The organism is Methylobacterium sp. (genome assembly GCF_028290105.1).
Classification (GTDB): domain Bacteria; phylum Pseudomonadota; class Alphaproteobacteria; order Rhizobiales; family Beijerinckiaceae; genus Methylobacterium.
This window is the reverse complement of sequence record NZ_JAQGKL010000187.1, coordinates 30,380-46,707: the sequence shown is the minus strand read 5'-3', so window position 1 is coordinate 46,707 and position 16,328 is coordinate 30,380. Positions and strand designations below refer to the sequence as shown.

The window sequence follows — 16,328 nt, the reverse complement described above, 5'->3', positions numbered from 1 at the left end:
CAGCCGGTCTTCGCGGGGCGGCCACGTGACGGAGACCTCGGCCCGTGCGCCGAAACCTTGCGGCAGGCGACGCGAGGCGCGTCCGGACCCATGATCCTGGCGGACCCATCACCCCGGCGGACCTCGGGTGGAGACGAGCCGCTCCATCCGGCGTGTCAGGACAGGTCCTCGCGCGGATCGGGTGATCGCGCGGGGGCGACGAACGAAGCGACCACCGCCACGCGGTTTCCGGCATCCGTACCCCGACGCGCGGGCTTCCGATCGCGGTGGCGCGGCCTTCAGGCTAAGTACTCAGGCGAAGTGCTTCGACAGCTTCAGCCCTTGGGCCTGATAGTTCGAGCCGGCGCCCGTCCCGTAGAGCGTGGCAGGGCGCTCGATCATGCGCTCGTAGACGAGACGGCCGACGATCTGCCCGTCCTCCAGGAGGAACGGCACGTCGCGCGAGCGCACTTCGAGCACGGCGCGCGCGCCCGATCCGCCCGCGGCGGCAAAGCCGAAGCCCGGATCGAAGAAGCCCGCGTAATGGACCCGGAACTCTCCCACCAGGGGGTCGAAGGGCACCATCTCGGCGGCGTAATCCGGCGGCACCTGCACCGCCTCCTTCGAGGCCAGGATGTAGAACTGGCCCGGATCGAGGATCAGCGCCCGCGAGGCGTCGGCCCCAAGGGGCTCCCAGAAATCGGCGGTGCGATGGGCGCCCGGGGCATCGACGTCGACGAGGCCGGTGTGGCGCCGGGCGCGGTAGCCGACGAGCCCCGAGAAGCCAGAAAGATCGATGGAGACGCCGATGCCGCCCTGGAAGGTCGGGGCCGGGGCGTCGACCAGGGGCGAGACGGCATGGAGCCCCGCGAGGTCCGCGTCGCTGAGGCGGGGCTCGCCCCGGCGGAACCGGATCTGCGAGAGGCGCGATCCGGTGCGCACCTTCACCGGGAAGGTGCGGGGCGAGATCTCGGCATAGAGCGGCCCGTGATAGCCGGCCTCGACCTGGTCGAACGCCGCGCCCCGATCGGTGATGACGCGGGTGAACACGTCGATGCGGCCCGTCGAGCTCTTCGGGTTGGCGCTGGCCGCGAGGTCGGCCGGCAGGGCGAGGTGCTCCTGCAATTCGGCGATGTACACGCAGCCCGTCTCCAGCACGGCCCCCTCGGTCAGGTCCATCGCGTGCAGCACGAAGGCCTCGATGCAGGCGGCCACCGTGCGGGTGCCGGGCAGGAAGCTGGTGCGCACGCGGTAGACCTTGGCGCCGAGGCGCAGGTCCAGGCTCGCGGGCTGGATCTGGTCGGCGGCATAGGGCGTGTCGGGGAGAATCGCGCCCGAGCGCGTCAGGGCCTCGATCCCTTGCGCCGCCAGAATCCCGTGACGGCTCTTCGCTGACGTCTCTCGCGCTGACGTGTCCTGCATCCGCTTGGGCCCTACCCGCTCACGACTCGGGTGCCACCCCGCCGGACGGGGCGGGAACGCCGCATGGGCCGCGAGTGTCGCGTCGATTGGGCTAAGACCGGGTTAAGCCTCTGGTTCCTCGCGGATGCGCAGGACCATCCAGGCGAGGACGAGGCGGGCGATGGCGCCCATGGCGACGAGCCCCGCGAGCGCGCTGGCGAGCGGCGGAAAGCCGGCGGGCCAGGCCAGCAGCGCCAGGGCGAACAGCACCGTGCCGAGGCCGGCCCCCGGGCCGAAGGCGAGCACCAGGGAGGGCAGGCCGGCGATGCGCGGCGGTCCCCCGCCGCGCCGGGCGAGCCAGGCTCCCGCGAGCCGCGCCAGCCCGTCGAGGCCGAGGGCGAGGGCAAGGGCGAGAGCGGCCCAGCCGTTCCGCTCGGGCGCCTGCCACGCGAAGGCGCAAGCCAGGACCGCGATCCCGAGGCTGGCGAGGAGGGCCCGGCCGGGGAGCGGAACGGCGCTGCGCGAAACGGTCTCCTCGACCACGGGGACAGACCTCGATTTTTTCTGCGGGCACCCCCGCATTCGTCACGATTGACGCGGTTTTCGCAGGGCCGTACCACGGCGCCCTGGGCTTGTCGCGGACTCAGCGCGCTCGGGGTTCAGGTCCGGCCAGGGAGGCATGACGGCGATGTACAAGGCTCAGACGCGCGGAATCAGCGTGACCGTGATGCCGCGCTTCGTCGAGGAAGAGTCGTCGCCGGCCGAGAGCCGCTACTTCTTCGCCTATACGGTCGAGATCGTGAACAACGGCTCGGAGCAGGTGCAGCTGCGCTCGCGCCACTGGCGCATCGTCGACGGGCGCGGAGAGACGCAGGAGGTGCGCGGCGCCGGCGTCGTCGGCAAGCAGCCGGTGCTCGAGCCCGGCGAGTCGTTCAGCTACACCAGCGGCTGCCCGCTCACCACGCCGGACGGCCTGATGGCCGGCAGCTACACCATGGCGACGGATGCGGGCGAGAGCTTCGAGGCCGAGATCCCGGCCTTCTCCCTCGATTCGCCGCACGTTCGCCGCAGCGTGCACTGAAACGATGCCCGCCGAAGGCCCGCGTTCGGAAACCCTCGACTGGCTGGCGCGGCTCGTGGCCTTCGACACCGAGAGTTCGAAATCGAACCTCGCGCTCATCGACAGCGTGGCGGCCTCCCTCGGCGATCTCGGCGTGCCCTTCGTCCGCGTTCCGAACGCCGCCGGCGACAAGGCGGCTTTGTTCGCAACCATCGGTCCGGCCGTCGATGGCGGCATCGTGCTCTCCGGCCATACCGACGTGGTGCCGGTGACCGGCCAGGCCTGGAGCAGCGATCCCTTCGCCCTGCGGGTGGCGGACGGACGCGCCTACGGGCGGGGTGCCGTGGACATGAAGGGCTTCTGCGCCCTCGCGCTGGCGGCGATCCCGGATTTCCTCGCCGCCGACCTCAAGCGCCCGATCCACATCCTCCTGTCCTACGACGAGGAGACCACCTGCCTCGGGGTGGCCGACACCATCGCGCGCTTCGGGGCCGACCTGCCGCGCCCGGGGGCCGTCATCGTGGGCGAACCCACCGACCTGGAGGTCGCCGACGCCCACAAGAGCATCGTCACCTACTTCACCACGGTGCATGGGCACGAGGCGCATTCGGCCAAGCCCATGCTGGGCGCCAACGCCGTCATGGCGGCGGCCGACCTCGTCTCCGAGCTGAACCGCATCGCCGACGCGATGATCGCGCGGGGTGACGCCTCCGGGCGTTTCGACCCGCCCGCCACCACCGTGCACGTGGGCACGATCTCGGGCGGCACGGCGCGCAACATCCTGCCCAAGGTCTGCACCTTCCACTGGGAATTTCGCGGCCTGCCCGACCTCGACATGGGCGAGATCCCCGCCCTGTTCGAGGCGAAAGTCGCCAGCGTGCTGCGGGACCGGCTCAACCGCTACGGCGAATACGGGCGCATCGAGACGCTGGAGGAGGTCTCGGTGCCGGGCCTCGCGCCGGAGCCGGGCTCGGTCGCCGAGCGCCTGGCGCTTCGGGTGGCGGGGCGCAACCACACCATCTCGGTGCCCTACGCGACGGAAGCCGGTCGCTTTCAAGGAGCGGGCATCCCGACGGTGGTCTGCGGTCCCGGCTCCATCGACCAGGCCCACCAACCCGACGAATACATCACGCTGGCGGCGCTACGGGCCGGCGAGGCCTTCATGGACCGCCTCATCGCGGAATGCGTGAGACCATGACGGGACCCGCGCCCGTGAGCGCCTTCATCCCCCGGACCATCGCGGCGGACGGCCCGGTGAAGCTGCGCCCCCTGGAGCGCGAAGACCTGATGTTCGTGCATCAGCTCAACAACAACGACAGCATCATGCGCTACTGGTTCGAGGAGGCCTACGAGTCCTTCGCCGAACTCGCGCAGCTCTACGAGCGCAACATCCACAACCAGACCGAACGACGCTTCATCATCGCGAATTCGGATGGCGCGCCGGCCGGCCTCGTGGAGCTCGTGGAGATCAACCACCTGCACCGGCGCTGCGAATTCCAGATCGCGATCCACCCCGCCTTCCAGGGGCAGGGCTATGCCCCGCGCGCCACGCGTATCGCGATGGATTATGCCTTCAGCGTGCTGAACATCCACAAGCTCTACCTGCATGTCGACAAGGACAATGCCCGCGCGGTGCGGATCTACGAGCGGTGCGGCTTCGTGCCGGAAGGCATCCTCAAGGACGAGTTCTTCGTCAACGGCAAGTACCGCGACGCGGTGCGGATGTGCCTGTTCCAGCCGGAATATCTCGCCCGCCGGGCGGGGGCCGACATCGCAGACCCGGTCTTGAAGGCCTGAACGCCTTCGGTTCGGCCCTGCCCCCGAATAGGGCGTGCCGGGCCCTCCGCGAGGGCCCGGCACTGATGTTTCCGGCACGTTGAGTTCGCGTCGCCGGGTTCAGTTGCGGCTCGCGCCACCCTGGCCGCCGCTGCGCTCGCCGGAGCCGGCGCCGTTCGAACCGCCGCCCATGCCGCCACGCTCGGAGGTTCCACGTTCGGAACCGCCGCCGCTTCGGCTGCCGGTGTTCATGGTGCCGCGCTCCGCCCCGCCGGACCGGTCGGCCGCGTTGCGGATGCCCGAGCCCTCGCCGCCGCGCTTGCCGTTCTGATCCCGGTCGGCGGATTGGTGGTTGCGGTCACGCTCACCCGTCTGGCGGGTGTCGGCGTTACGGATGCCATCTCGCGATTCGCCCTGGGTGGAGCGCACGTTTCGCGTGCCCCGCTCCTCGGTACGGGACGAGGACGAGACCGCGTTGCCACGCAGACCACGCTCCTCGAAGCGCGCTCCGACGCGGCCGCCACGGTGCTCGGTCACGGTGAGGCGACGGTATTCCGGCGAGCCGTAGAGCACGCGCTGCCCGCGCACGACCACGTAGCGGGTTCCGGGGCGGCGCGTCGTCGTCTCCTCGACGCTGACGAGGCGGCGGTACTGGGGCGAACCGTAGAGCACGCGCTGGCCCCGGATGGTCACGTAGCGCCGACGCGAAAGCTCGACGACGCGGTCGCCGCCACGATGCTCGACGCTCACGAGACGCCGGTACTGAGGCGAGCCGTAGACGACGCGTTGGCCGCCGATGAACACGAAGCGCCCGGAGCGGCGTCCGCCCTCGAAGCGCTCGCTGCGCGAGTCCGTGCGGGCATTGACCGAGACCCGGTCGTGCCGCTCGCGGCCGCCACCGCGCTCCTCGCGCGCCGCGTTGCGGGTCCCCCGGTCGCCGGAGCGGTCACCGCGCTCGCCCGAGCGCTCGGCGCGCGCCCCCGTGTCGCCACCGCGATCCGCGCTGCGGTTCTGCGAATCCCGGCCTTGCTGGGCCGCCGTGTCACCGCGATCGCCGGACTCGTTGCGCGTGCCTGCGTCGCGCCGGCCGCCGGCCTCGGCCCGGCCCCCCATCTCGCCACGGGCACCCGCACCCTCGGTGCCGCCACCCTGACCCCGGGCGGTGGCGCCGGAGCGGCCACCGGCCTCGCCGGCCCCGACGGAGGCGCCCGCCTGGCCCGCGCCCTGCGCGTAAGCCGACGTCGTCATCAGCAGTGCCGTCAAACCGACCACGAATTTCTTCATCGACGTTTCTCCTGAGTTCTCATTGAGCACACTTGAGAAACCTCAAACGTCGAAAGCTTGGAAACGGTTCAAACGTAAGTTTCGGCTGTGGCCTCCGACCTTTGGACCATGTTGCTCTGCACTATGGCCAAGCTTGTCGATACTGACTTGGCCCTTGCTCGGCTGCTCCGTATCAATGGTTCGATTGCGCGGCGACCTCGGCCTCGACGGCCTCCGGATCGAGATCGTAGCGGCGCGAGCAGAACTCGCAGGTGATGCCGATGCGGCCATCGTCCGCGATCATGTCCCGGCGCTCCTGGGCCGAGAAGGCGACGATCATGCCCATCACGCGTTCGGGCGAGCAGCGGCACTGCTCGTGGACCGCTTGGCCCTCGAAAACCCGCACCCCGCGCTCATGGAACAGGCGATAGAGCAGGCGCTCGGCGGAGACCTCCGGGTCGACGAGCTCGTGGTCCTCGATGGTGGAGACCAGGCTGCGCGCCTCGACCCAGGCATCGTCCTCGGGCGCCCCGTGCGCATCGAAATGCACGTGGCCCTCCGGGATGTCGCCGGGGGGCAGGTCGGCCAGCCGCGCCCGGTCGATGGACTGGGGGAGGAACTGCACGAGGAGGCCGCCCGCCCGGTAGGTCGTGATGCCCCCCGCATATTGCTCGGCCACCGCGAGGCGGACCTGGGTCGGGATCTGCTCGGACTGGCGGAAATACTGGTGCGCCGCCTCTTCCAGGCTCTGGCCTTCGAGTGCGACGACGCCCTGGTAGCGGCTGCTGGCCGGGCCCTGGTCGATGGTCATGGCCAGATGCCCCTGCCCGATCAGGTCCTGATCCTGCAGCGGACCCGGGCCGAGGGCCTCCACCCGCGCGGTGTCGAAGCGCGCGGTGGCGCGCAGGCGGTCGGGCGCCTCGAAATCGACCACGATCATCTCGACGGGGCCGTCGGTCTTGGTCTGGAGCTGGAAGCGTCCCTCGAACTTCAGCGACGAGCCGAGGAGCACGGTGAGGGCGGCGGCCTCGCCGAGCAGACGCGCCACCGCGTCGGGGTAGCCGTGCCGGCGCAGGATGGTGTCGACGGCGGGGCCGAGGCGGACCACGCGGCCGCGGACATCGAGCGCCTCGACGGCGAACGGCAGCACCACGTCGTCGTCGCCCTCGATGAGGGGCGCGAGCGCGTGTTCAGGGGTCGGTCCAGCGGGAATTCCAGAGGTCATGGCGGCTCCGATCGGGCTCGACGAACGCGAGGGCTGGGCCACGGACCTCTCGGGCCCCGGCGAAGGCCAAGGCGAGGGGATCGCCGACCGATGTCGGCGGTGCACCGGTCGGAACGGCCCGCGTTCGTCGCGAGGCCGCGCCCAACCCTCAAGGGAAGGATGAGCCCTATATAGGCCGTCCGGCGCTGCGGCGCGACAGGCCCGGCGCGCGGGTTCGCGCCGGCGCCCTCAGAGGCCGTTCGCCCGCAGGCACCAGGCCAGGATGCCCTTCTGCGCGTGCAGGCGGTTCTCGGCCTCGTCGAAGATCACCGATTGCGGGCCGTCGATGACCTCCGCGGTGACCTCCTCGCCGCGATGGGCCGGCAGGCAATGCATGAAGATCGCGTCCTTGGCCGCGGCCGCCATCAGCCGGGCGTCGACCCGGTAGGGTACGAGCAGGTTGTGGCGGTGCTGGTCGTCCTCGTCGCCCATCGAGACCCAGCAATCGGTCACCACGGCGTCCGCCCCGTCGACCGCCTCGTAGGGATCGGTGGTGACGTTGAGGGTGGCGCCCTGAGCGCGGGCCCAGTCCAGAAGCGGCTGGGGCGTCGCCAGTTCCGGAGGGGCCGCGATGTTGAGGGTGAAGTCGAAACGCGCGGCGGCGTGCGCCCAGGAGGCGAGCACGTTGTTGGCGTCCCCCGACCACGCGATGGTGCGGCCCTTGATCGGCCCGCGATGCTCCTCGAAGGTCAGGAGGTCGGCCATGATCTGGCAGGGATGCGAGACCTTGGTGAGCGCGTTGATCACCGGCACGGTGGCGTATTCGGCCAATTCCAGCATCAGGTCGTGGTCGAGGATGCGGATCATGATCGCGTCGACGTAGCGCGAGAGCACGCGGGCGGTGTCGCCCACGGTCTCGCCCCGGCCGAGCTGCATCTCGCTGCCCGTCAGCATCAGGGTTTCGCCGCCGAGTTCGCGCATGCCGACGTCGAAGGACACGCGGGTGCGCGTCGAGGGCCGGTCGAACACCATCGCGAGCGTCTTGCCGATGAGCGGCCGGTCCTCGGCGAGTTCACCTTTGCGGCGGCGCGCCTTGATGCCGGCTGCGGCATCCAGGATCGTGCGCAGCTGCTCGGACGAGAAATCCTTGAGGTCGAGGAAATGGCGGGTCCCGTGCCCGGTCCCGGTGGGCGTCGTCGTCATCGGTCCGTTCTTTGTATGCGAGGTGCCGGCCTTCGTATGCGAGGCGCCGGTCTTCGAAGTGCCGGTCTTCGAGGTCCCGGCGGGCAGGGGCCCGGTCGCGAGGGATCCGGAGGTCACGCGGCCGCCCCGCGCAGGCGCGCCGCGAAGCGGCCCGCCGTGGCGTCGAGGCGCTTGGCCGCCTCCGCCACGTCGGCCTCGGTGATGATCAGGGGCGGCAGCAGGCGCACCACGTTGTCGCCGGCCGGGATCACCAGCAGGTGCTCCTCGCGCGCGGCCGCCGCGAATTCGGCATTGCGCACATGGAGCTTGAGGCCGAGCATCAGACCCTCGCCGCGGATCTCGGCGATGACGTCCGGGTGCCGGTCCTGCACGGCGGCGAGCCGCTGCTTCAGGAGGATGCCCATCGCCGAGACGTGCTCGAGGAAGCCGTCGGCCAGCACCACGTCGAGCACCGCGTTGCCCACCGCCATGGCCAGCGGATTGCCGCCGAAGGTGGTGCCGTGGGTGCCCGCCGTCATGCCGCGCGCGGCGTCGGCCGTCGCGAGGCAGACGCCGAGCGGGAAGCCGCCGCCGATGCCCTTGGCCGCGCTCATGATGTCGGGGGTGGCCCCCGACCATTCATGCGCGAACAGCCGGCCCGTGCGCCCGACCCCGGTCTGGACCTCGTCCATGATCAGCAGGATGCCGTGCTCGTCGCAGAGCGCGCGCAGGCCGCGCAGGCATTGCGGCGGCACCGGGCGCACGCCGCACTCCCCCTGGATCGGCTCGATCAGGATGCCCGCCGTCTCCGGGCCGATGGCCGCGCGCAGGGCCTCGTGATTGCCGAAGGGGACCTGGTCGAAGCCGTCGACCTTCGGGCCGAAGCCCTCAATGTATTTCTGCTGGCCGCCGGCCGCGATGGTGGCCAGGGTCCGCCCGTGGAAGGCGCCCTCGAAGGTGATGATCCGGAAGCGCTCCGGGTGCCCCGCCACGGCGTGGTACTTGCGCGCCATCTTGATGGCGGCCTCGTTGGCCTCGGCACCGGAATTGGCGAAGAACGCCACGTCCGCGAAGGTCGCATCGACGAGGCGCCGCCCCAGCCGCTCGCCCTCCGGGATCTCGAACAGGTTCGAGGTGTGCCAGAGCTTCTGGGCCTGGGAGGTCAGGGCCTCGACGAGGTGCGGATGGGCGTGGCCCAGCGCGTTCACCGCGATGCCGGCGCCGAAATCGAGGTATCGCTCACCCCCGCGCGCCACGAGCCATGCGCCCTCGCCACGCTCGAAAGCGATGGGGGCCCGGGCATAGGTCGGCAGAAGGGCGGATGTCACGATCCCGTCTTCCCGTGTCTCTGGCGGGCCCGCACCGCGAGCGACCGCACCAAATGAAAGTGCCGCCTCGGATGGGGCGGCACGCGCGCGATTACTAGAGAAAAGCCCAATTCTGTCAACGACGGAGCCCCTTCACATCCCTGACATGCCTGCCAATTAGGCTTTGACGGGCGGCCTCCGCGCCATGCCTTGCGCCTTTCTCCCGGAAATGCTCAGAGCCGCGCCATGCCGGCCGGGCGATCCGGCCTTTTCGACGAGGAACCGCACGCATGAGCACCGTCACGGAACGCCTGGAGGCCCTCGGGCTCGCCCTGCCGAAGGCGGCGGCCCCCGTCGCGAATTACGTGCCCTTCGTGCGCAGCGGCAACCTCGTGGTGATCTCGGGCCAGATCTGCTTCGGCCCGGACGGCACCCTCGCCGACGCGCACAAGGGCAAGCTCGGCGCCGAGGTCTCGGTGGAGGACGGCATCGCGGCGGCCCGGCTCTGCGCCCTCAACGTGCTGGCGCAGGCGCAGGCGGCGGTGGGCGATCTCGACCGGGGCGTCGTGCAATGCGTGCGGCTGGGCGGCTTCATCAACGCAGTCCCGACCTTCGCGGGGTTGGCCGGCATCATGAACGGCGCCTCCGACCTCATGGTGGCGATCCTCGGCGAGCGCGGACGCCACGCCCGCTCCACGGTCGGGGTCGCCGAACTCCCCCTCGACGCGGCCGTCGAGGTCGAGGCGATCTTCGAGGTCAAATGAGCCCCAACGCCCCCGCCTGGCTCACCGCGCGGCCCATCGCCCATCGCGGCCTGCACGACCGGGCGGGCGGCGTGCCCGAGAATACGCTTGCCGCCGCCGAGGCGGCGATCCACGGGCGCTACGCCATCGAGTGCGACGTGCAGCGCAGCAGCGACGGCGAGGCGATGGTCTTCCACGACGAGACCCTGGGCCGCCTGACCTCCGCCGTGGACGCGGTCGGCGCGCGCAGGGCCGCGGATCTCGCCGCCCTGACCGTGGCGGGCAGCCCGGAGCGGATTCCCACCCTGCCGGAGTTCCTGGCGCGGATCGGCGGGCGCACGCCCCTCGTGATCGAGGTGAAGTCGCGCTACGGCGGGGATCTCCGGCTGATGCAGCGGGTGGCCGAATGCGTCGCCGCCTATGACGGCCCGGTGGCGGTGAAATCCTTCGACCCGCAGCTCGTGGCAGCCTTGCGCGACCTCCTGCCCGGCATCCCGCGCGGCATCGTCGCCGAGACGCGCCAGGACGATCCGGCCTACGCGGCGCTTCTCCCGAGCCTGCGGCGCTCGCTCTCCGACCTGCTGCATTTCGGCGAGACCCGGCCGGACTTCCTGTCCTGGCGCGTGGACGACCTACCCTGCGCGCCGACCGTCCTGTGCCGGCTCCTGGGCCACCGGCCGGTGATGGCCTGGACCGTGCGCAACCCCGACCAGCGCCGCCTCGCCGGGACGCATGCCGACCAGATGGTGTTCGAGGGGTTCCATCCCTGACGCCTGCGACGGCACGCGGCCCCGCGCCGCCCTTGGCCCGCTCGGGCTGGGGGACTAGATTGCCGGGCAATGGATATTCCCGGCGAAACACCCGGCGCTCCGGCCGAGACCGTGACGGAACTGCAGGTGCGCGCGGTGCCGGGGCTGACCGGGATCGCCGCCTCCGAGTGGGATGCCTGCGCCACCTCGCCCGAGACCCTCTCGGGGGGCGACGAGACCCACAACCCGTTCATCTCGCACGCCTTCCTCTCATCGCTGGAAGAGTCCGGCTGCGTTTCCCGCAAGACCGGCTGGCTGCCCCTCCACGTGGCGGTGGAGCGCGAGGGCCGCCTCGTCGGGGTGGCACCCTGCTACCTGAAATCCCATAGCCAGGGCGAATACGTCTTCGACCACGGCTGGGCCGACGCCTACGAGCGCGCAGGGGGCAGCTACTACCCGAAGCTCCAGGTCAGCGTGCCCTTCACCCCCGTCACCGGCCCGCGCTTCCTGATCGCCCCGGGAAGCGACGTGAACGAGGCGGCCTCCGCCCTCGTCGCCGGCCTGCGGGCGCTGCGGGCCGAGACCAAGGCCTCCTCGATCCACGTCACCTTCATGCAGGAACGGGAATGGGAACAGGCCGGGGCGCTCGGCTTCCTGCAGCGCATCGACCAGCAGTTCCACTGGGACAATGCCGGCTACGGCACCTTCGAGGATTTCCTCGGTGCATTGGCCTCCCGCAAGCGCAAGGCGATCCGGCGCGAGCGCCGCGACGCGCTCGGCCCCGGCATCACCATCGAGCACGTCACCGGGGCCGACCTGACGCCCGCCCACTGGGACGCGTTCTACGAATTCTACGCCGACACCGGCGCGCGCAAATGGGGCAGGCCCTACCTCAACCGCCGGTTCTTCAAGCTCCTCGGCGAGCGCATGCCCGAGCGGGTGCTGCTGGTGATGGCGAGGCGCGAAGGCCGCTACGTGGCCGGTGCCATCAACCTCATCGGCGATGTCGCCCTCTACGGCCGCAACTGGGGCTGCGTCGAGGACCATCCCTTCCTGCATTTCGAGGTCTGCTACTATCAGGCCATCGACTTTGCGATCGCGCGCGGGTTGAAGCGTGTCGAGGCCGGCGCCCAAGGCGAGCACAAGCTCGCGCGCGGTTACCGGCCAGTCCTGATGCACTCGGCCCATGATATCGCCGACCCGGCCCTGCGTCGGGCCGTGGCCGATTACCTGCGGCGCGAGCGCGAGCACGTGATCGAGGCGGCCGACGTCTTGGGGACCCTGACGCCGTTCCGGCGCGAAACCGGCGAGTGCCCGGCATCCGACTTGCCTGAGGCCCCGCCGGAGGCGAAAGCTTCCGCGCACGCGACACAGAAGCCCAAGGAAAAGCCGTGAGTCCCATCGATCGCATCAAGACCTTCGCCGACGACCTCGTCGCGATCCGCCGCGACTTCCACGCCCATCCCGAACTCGGCTTCGAGGAGGTCCGCACCTCCGGCATCGTGGCGCAGGAACTCGCGCGCTACGGGGTCACCGTCCACCGGGGCATCGGCGGCACGGGCGTGGTCGGGGTGCTCGAGGGGCGCACGGGCTCGGGCCGGCGCATCGCGCTCCGCGCCGACATGGACGCGCTGCCGATCGAGGAGGAGACCAACCTGCCCTATCGCTCGACGGTGCCGGGCAAGATGCACGCCTGCGGGCATGACGGCCACACCACCATGCTGCTGGGCGCGGCGCGCTACCTCGCCGAGACCCGCGACTTCGACGGCACGGCCCTGTTCGTGTTCCAGCCGGCGGAAGAGGGCCAGGGCGGCGCCCGCGCGATGATCGCCGACGGGCTCTTCGAAAAGTTCCCCTGCGACGAGATCTACGCGATCCACAACCAGCCCAACGGCCCGCACGGCAAGATCAAGCTGCGCCCCGGCCCCGCCATGGCGGCGGCGGACTTCTTCGACATCCGCATCACCGGGCGCGGCGCGCACGCGGCCCAGCCCCAGCAGGGCATCGACCCGATCATCGTGGGTTCCACCCTGGTCCAGGCCCTGCAATCGATCGTCTCGCGCAATGCCGATCCGCTGAAGAGCGCGGTCCTGTCCGTGACGCAGTTCCACGCGGGCGCCGCCTACAACGTGATCCCGGAGGGCGCCCACATCACCGGCACGGTGCGGACCTTCGACGCGGACCTGCGCACCCTCGTCTCGGCGCGCATCCGCGAGATCGCCAAGGGCATCGCCGTGGCCTACGGCGCCACCATCGACGTCGAGATCCGCGACGTGTTCTCGGTGCTGATGAACAGCCCCGAGCACGCGGCGGCCGCGGCCGAGATCGGGCGCGAGCTGTTCGGGCCCGAGGGCGTCGACGACGCGTCCCGGCCGCGCATGGGCAGCGAGGATTTCGCCGACATGGTGGCGCGGGTTCCCGGCGCCTATGCGTGGATCGGCGCGACGCCGGGCCCCGGCCTGCACAATGCCAGCTTCGACTTCGACGACAGCATCATTCCGCTGGGCTCGGCTTTCCTCGCCCGCCTCGTCGAGCGCCGCAGCGCCGCCTGACCGTGGGCACCCTGCACGATCTGACCCCGAACGCCGCGGACGGCACGCCCTATCCGCTGGCGCAGCATCGGGGCCAGGTCGTGCTCATCGTCAATGTCGCCTCGAAATGTGGCTTCACGCCCCAATATGCCGGTCTGGAGGCGCTCTGGCGCCGCCACCGTGCGCGAGGCCTCGTCGTGCTGGGCTTTCCCTGCAACCAGTTCGGCGCGCAGGAGCCCGGGAGCGCCGCCGAGATCGCCGGCTTCTGCGACCTGACCTACGGGGTGAGCTTCCCGATCCTGGCCAAGGTCGCGGTGAACGGGTCGCAGGCCGACCCGGTCTTCTCGCACCTGACGCAGGCGAAGCCCGGCCTTCTCGGCAGCCGCCCCGTCAAGTGGAACTTCACCAAGTTCCTCGTCGGACGGGACGGCCGGGTCATCGCCCGCTACGCGCCGCAGACGAAGCCCGAGGCGCTCGAGGCGGACGTCGCCGCCGCCCTGGCGGAGCCGGCGCCCTGAGGATCAGGCGACGGCGGTGACCGGGTCGGCCGTGGCGCCCGCCCGGGCCTGGACCTCGATGAACACCCGGGTCACGTCGGGGCTGCGCGCCCGGAGCTTCCCCTCGATGCGCTCGACCATGGCCTCGATCTGCCCGGCGCTGAGGTCGTCGTCCATGTCGAGGCTGACATTCACGAGGACGTCGGAGGGCCCGAGATGCTGGGTCAGCACGGCGTTGACGTGGTGTACGCCCCGCTCCCCGCGCACCACCGCGCGGATCGCCGCCACGAGTTCGGGATCGGCCGCCTCCCCGATGAGGAGGCCATGCGTCTCGATCATCAGGAAGATCGCCATGCCGACCAGGATCAGGCCGATGCCGATGGAGGACCAGCCGTCGAGCGCGGGCATGTCGAGGACGCGGGCGAGGATTACGCCGGCGAGCGCCACCACGAGGCCGAGCAGCGCGGCGACGTCCTCCGCCAGCACCGTGAACAGGGCCGGATCCTTGCTGCGCCGAATGGCGGAGAGCGGCGGGCGGCTGCCCTTCTCGGCCCAGAACGCCTTCAAGGCGACGTAGCAGGAATAGCCCTCGGCGAGCACCGAGAAGCCGAGGATCGCCACGTTCACCCAGAAGCCGGAGATCTGGTGGCCGAAGAGCGTCGCATCCGCCGACGGTTCCGGATGCTGGAGCTTGTGGATGCCCTCGTAGATCGCGAAGGCGCCGCCCCCGAGGAAGATGAACAGCGCGACGATGAAGGCGTAGAAATAGATCTCGCGGCCATAGCCGAACGGATGCTTCTCCGTGGCGGGGCGGCCCGCCCGCTTCATGCCGATGAGGAGCAGGATCTGGTTGGTGGTGTCCACGATCGAGTGCACGCCCTCCGCCAGCATGGCCGAACTGCCCGTGAGGAAGGCGCCGACGAACTTGGCCGCCGCAATGGCGAGGTTGGCCCCGGCCGCGGTGTAGATGGCGCTGGTGCTCTCATGGGCCATGCTGGGGTGGATCTCTCGACGGTTGGGACGTGTGCGGGACGGGCGGTGTATCGCCCGGGATCGCTCCGGAGCGTTGCGGTTAAGTGGTGCGCCCGGTCCGAAGCGCATCCAACGCACGGAGTGGGGCCAAGGTTCTGGGCGCTGTGCGGGATGGCGGCAGGCCGGGCTGTGGACGCCGCGTGGGGGCCTGTGCAACCTGCCGCCGATCGCGTGACCCCCGGAACCGGAGACCGCCGCCATGACATCCAGCATGACATCCGCCACGACATCCCCGCGCCCCGCGCCCGCCTACGATTCCGACAACGTCTTTGCGAAGATCCTGCGCGGGGAGATCCCGGCCGAGCGGGTCTTCGAGGACGCCGACACCCTCGCCTTCATGGACGTGATGCCCCAGGGGGACGGCCACACCCTGGTCATCCCCAAGGCCCCCGCGCGCGGGCTCCTCGACGCCGATCCGGAGACGCTCGCCGCCGTGGCGCGCACGGTGCAGCGCGTCGCCCGCGCGGTGAAGGCGGCCTTCGGGGCCGACGGGCTGACGGTGTTCCAGTACAACGAGCCGGCGGGCGGGCAGACGGTGTTCCACCTGCACGTCCACATCCTGCCTCGCTTCGAGGGCGTGCCGCTGCAGCGGCACACAGGGGGCATGGCGGACAAGGGCCTGCTCGCCGAGCACGCCGCGCGCATCCGGGCGGCACTGGGAAGCGAGGCCGCGCCGGGATAGGGGCGTTCAGGCGGCGCTGGCGGGCAGGCTGGTGAGCAGCCGGCGCAGGGCGGCGTTCTCGGCCTCGAGTTCGCTGATCCGGCGCACCAGCGCCAGGACCGAGGCGGTGTCGTCCGGTGCCGTGGCGGCGGCGGGCACCACCGCCGATGCCATGAGCGTCGGCGCGGTGGCCTGCGGGCCGGGCGCGGTCTCGTCCGTGAAGGTGATGCCGATGCCGTCGGCCCGGCGCCAGCACAGGTTCGCGCGGTAGGTCCTGTCCTTCTGCGGGATGTAGAGGTCGAAGCTCTCGGGCAGGGTCGAGGTCTCGCTCAGGGCGAGGCGTGCGCCGGTGGCGGACATGTCCCGCACCAGGCAATCCATGCTCGAGGCGCCCTTGTTGAAGAGGATCCGTCCCTTCAGGAAAGTCCTCTGGCGAATTTCGCTGCGATGCTCCGACATGGCCTTCTCCGACATGGCCTTCTCCCACGTGGGGTCGGTCTCCAAAACCGGTCTCCCCAGGATGCCGCATCCTGGCACGCCGCCCCTTAAGGAATGTTCGCCGCGATGCGCGACTCGACGACGAGCGCGCAGCCGGGAGCGTCATCTCAGGGCATCTTGCCAACGCCCGAGCGCGCCCGCCCGCGATCCGACGGCCCCGCCGGCCGCCGGGATCAATGAAAGCGGCTGTCCATCGTCTGGAACAGGTAGAACCCGTTGAAGCGCACCGCCGTCTCGGCCGCGCGGTCGTCGAAGTCGGCGGGGGCGTCGCCGGGTAGGCCGAGTTTGCCCCCGAAGGCCCAGCGCCCGCTGCCGAGGAAGGTGGGCACCACCCGGCTCTCGGGCACGGCGCAGCACAGGCCCTCGACGCTTCGGAAGCAGAAAACGTTGTAATTCTGCATCGGTCAATCTCCGATTCGCCCGCCTGAGGCTACGCTCTATGGGG

At 70.7% G+C, this 16,328-nt stretch carries 18 protein-coding genes; 9 read left to right on the top strand and 9 right to left on the bottom strand.

Going from position 1 to position 16,328, the window contains the following annotated elements:
* Positions 1–291: 291 nt before the first annotated feature.
* Both JWQ05_RS13445 and JWQ05_RS13440 read right to left on the bottom strand, forming a co-directional pair.
* Complete coding sequence (locus JWQ05_RS13445; RefSeq protein ID WP_299658987.1) at positions 292–1,401, bottom strand: 2'-deoxycytidine 5'-triphosphate deaminase; 1,110 nt, start codon at positions 1,399–1,401, stop codon at positions 292–294.
* Positions 1,402–1,503: 102 nt separating this feature from the next.
* A complete protein-coding gene (locus JWQ05_RS13440) occupies positions 1,504–1,923 on the bottom strand; it encodes a hypothetical protein (RefSeq protein WP_299658985.1) in 420 nt (139 codons plus the stop codon).
* 145 nt (positions 1,924–2,068) lie between these two features.
* Here JWQ05_RS13440 and apaG point away from each other — a divergent pair, with 145 nt between their 5' ends.
* From apaG to speG, 3 genes are read left to right on the top strand one after another with little or no spacing between them, the layout of a single operon-like run.
* Positions 2,069–2,461: a Co2+/Mg2+ efflux protein ApaG gene (apaG, locus tag JWQ05_RS13435; protein ID WP_299658983.1), complete on the top strand. Its 393-nt coding sequence runs from the start codon at positions 2,069–2,071 to the stop codon at positions 2,459–2,461.
* Positions 2,462–2,465: 4 nt separating this feature from the next.
* Positions 2,466–3,638 (top strand): acetylornithine deacetylase, encoded by a 1,173-nt coding sequence (argE, locus tag JWQ05_RS13430; protein WP_299658981.1) that lies wholly within the window; start codon positions 2,466–2,468, stop codon positions 3,636–3,638.
* 14 nt (positions 3,639–3,652) lie between these two features.
* Positions 3,653–4,237: a spermidine N1-acetyltransferase gene (gene speG / locus JWQ05_RS13425; RefSeq protein ID WP_299658979.1), complete on the top strand. Its 585-nt coding sequence runs from the start codon at positions 3,653–3,655 to the stop codon at positions 4,235–4,237.
* Positions 4,238–4,336: 99 nt separating this feature from the next.
* On the opposite strand, the gene JWQ05_RS13420 is transcribed toward speG, so the two are convergent.
* The 4 genes from JWQ05_RS13420 to JWQ05_RS13405 all read right to left on the bottom strand — a co-directional run bounded on the left by JWQ05_RS13420 (position 4,337) and on the right by JWQ05_RS13405 (position 9,193).
* On the bottom strand, positions 4,337–5,500 hold the full coding sequence (locus JWQ05_RS13420) for a hypothetical protein (protein ID WP_299658977.1): 1,164 nt from the start codon (positions 5,498–5,500) through the stop codon (positions 4,337–4,339).
* A gap of 172 nt (positions 5,501–5,672) precedes the next feature.
* A complete protein-coding gene (locus tag JWQ05_RS13415) occupies positions 5,673–6,704 on the bottom strand; it encodes an Hsp33 family molecular chaperone (protein ID WP_299658975.1) in 1,032 nt (343 codons plus the stop codon).
* A gap of 228 nt (positions 6,705–6,932) precedes the next feature.
* Complete coding sequence (gene argF / locus JWQ05_RS13410; protein WP_299659001.1) at positions 6,933–7,886, bottom strand: ornithine carbamoyltransferase; 954 nt, start codon at positions 7,884–7,886, stop codon at positions 6,933–6,935.
* Between the two features lie 113 nt (positions 7,887–7,999).
* The gene (locus tag JWQ05_RS13405; RefSeq protein ID WP_299658973.1) at positions 8,000–9,193 is read right to left on the bottom strand and encodes an aspartate aminotransferase family protein; all 1,194 of its coding nucleotides are present in this window, start codon (positions 9,191–9,193) and stop codon (positions 8,000–8,002) included.
* 269 nt (positions 9,194–9,462) lie between these two features.
* Here JWQ05_RS13405 and JWQ05_RS13400 point away from each other — a divergent pair, with 269 nt between their 5' ends.
* The 5 genes from JWQ05_RS13400 (at position 9,463) to JWQ05_RS13380 (ending at position 13,713) form a co-directional block, all read left to right on the top strand.
* Positions 9,463–9,936 (top strand): RidA family protein, encoded by a 474-nt coding sequence (locus JWQ05_RS13400; RefSeq protein ID WP_299658971.1) that lies wholly within the window; start codon positions 9,463–9,465, stop codon positions 9,934–9,936.
* Positions 9,933–10,685 (top strand): glycerophosphodiester phosphodiesterase family protein, encoded by a 753-nt coding sequence (locus tag JWQ05_RS13395; RefSeq protein WP_299658969.1) that lies wholly within the window; start codon positions 9,933–9,935, stop codon positions 10,683–10,685. Before JWQ05_RS13400 ends, JWQ05_RS13395 begins: the two co-directional genes overlap by 4 nt.
* A 69-nt stretch (positions 10,686–10,754) precedes the next feature.
* Complete coding sequence (locus JWQ05_RS13390) at positions 10,755–12,059, top strand: GNAT family N-acetyltransferase (protein WP_299658967.1); 1,305 nt, start codon at positions 10,755–10,757, stop codon at positions 12,057–12,059.
* Positions 12,056–13,216, top strand: a complete 1,161-nt coding sequence (locus JWQ05_RS13385) for a M20 aminoacylase family protein (protein ID WP_299658965.1) — start codon at positions 12,056–12,058, stop codon at positions 13,214–13,216. The genes JWQ05_RS13390 and JWQ05_RS13385 overlap by 4 nt, the downstream gene beginning before the upstream one ends.
* A gap of 2 nt (positions 13,217–13,218) precedes the next feature.
* Positions 13,219–13,713: a glutathione peroxidase gene (locus JWQ05_RS13380; RefSeq protein ID WP_299658963.1), complete on the top strand. Its 495-nt coding sequence runs from the start codon at positions 13,219–13,221 to the stop codon at positions 13,711–13,713.
* A gap of 3 nt (positions 13,714–13,716) precedes the next feature.
* Here the strand turns inward: JWQ05_RS13380 and JWQ05_RS13375 are convergent, their stop codons facing one another.
* Positions 13,717–14,685: a cation diffusion facilitator family transporter gene (locus JWQ05_RS13375; RefSeq protein ID WP_299658961.1), complete on the bottom strand. Its 969-nt coding sequence runs from the start codon at positions 14,683–14,685 to the stop codon at positions 13,717–13,719.
* 238 nt (positions 14,686–14,923) lie between these two features.
* Here JWQ05_RS13375 and JWQ05_RS13370 point away from each other — a divergent pair, with 238 nt between their 5' ends.
* On the top strand, positions 14,924–15,406 hold the full coding sequence (locus JWQ05_RS13370) for an HIT family protein (RefSeq protein ID WP_299658959.1): 483 nt from the start codon (positions 14,924–14,926) through the stop codon (positions 15,404–15,406).
* Positions 15,407–15,412: 6 nt separating this feature from the next.
* Here JWQ05_RS13370 and JWQ05_RS13365 read toward each other — a convergent pair whose 3' ends face one another.
* Both JWQ05_RS13365 and JWQ05_RS13360 read right to left on the bottom strand, forming a co-directional pair.
* Positions 15,413–15,844, bottom strand: a complete 432-nt coding sequence (locus JWQ05_RS13365) for a PilZ domain-containing protein (protein WP_299658999.1) — start codon at positions 15,842–15,844, stop codon at positions 15,413–15,415.
* A gap of 212 nt (positions 15,845–16,056) precedes the next feature.
* Positions 16,057–16,284 (bottom strand): hypothetical protein, encoded by a 228-nt coding sequence (locus JWQ05_RS13360; RefSeq protein ID WP_299658957.1) that lies wholly within the window; start codon positions 16,282–16,284, stop codon positions 16,057–16,059.
* Positions 16,285–16,328 lie beyond the last annotated feature (44 nt).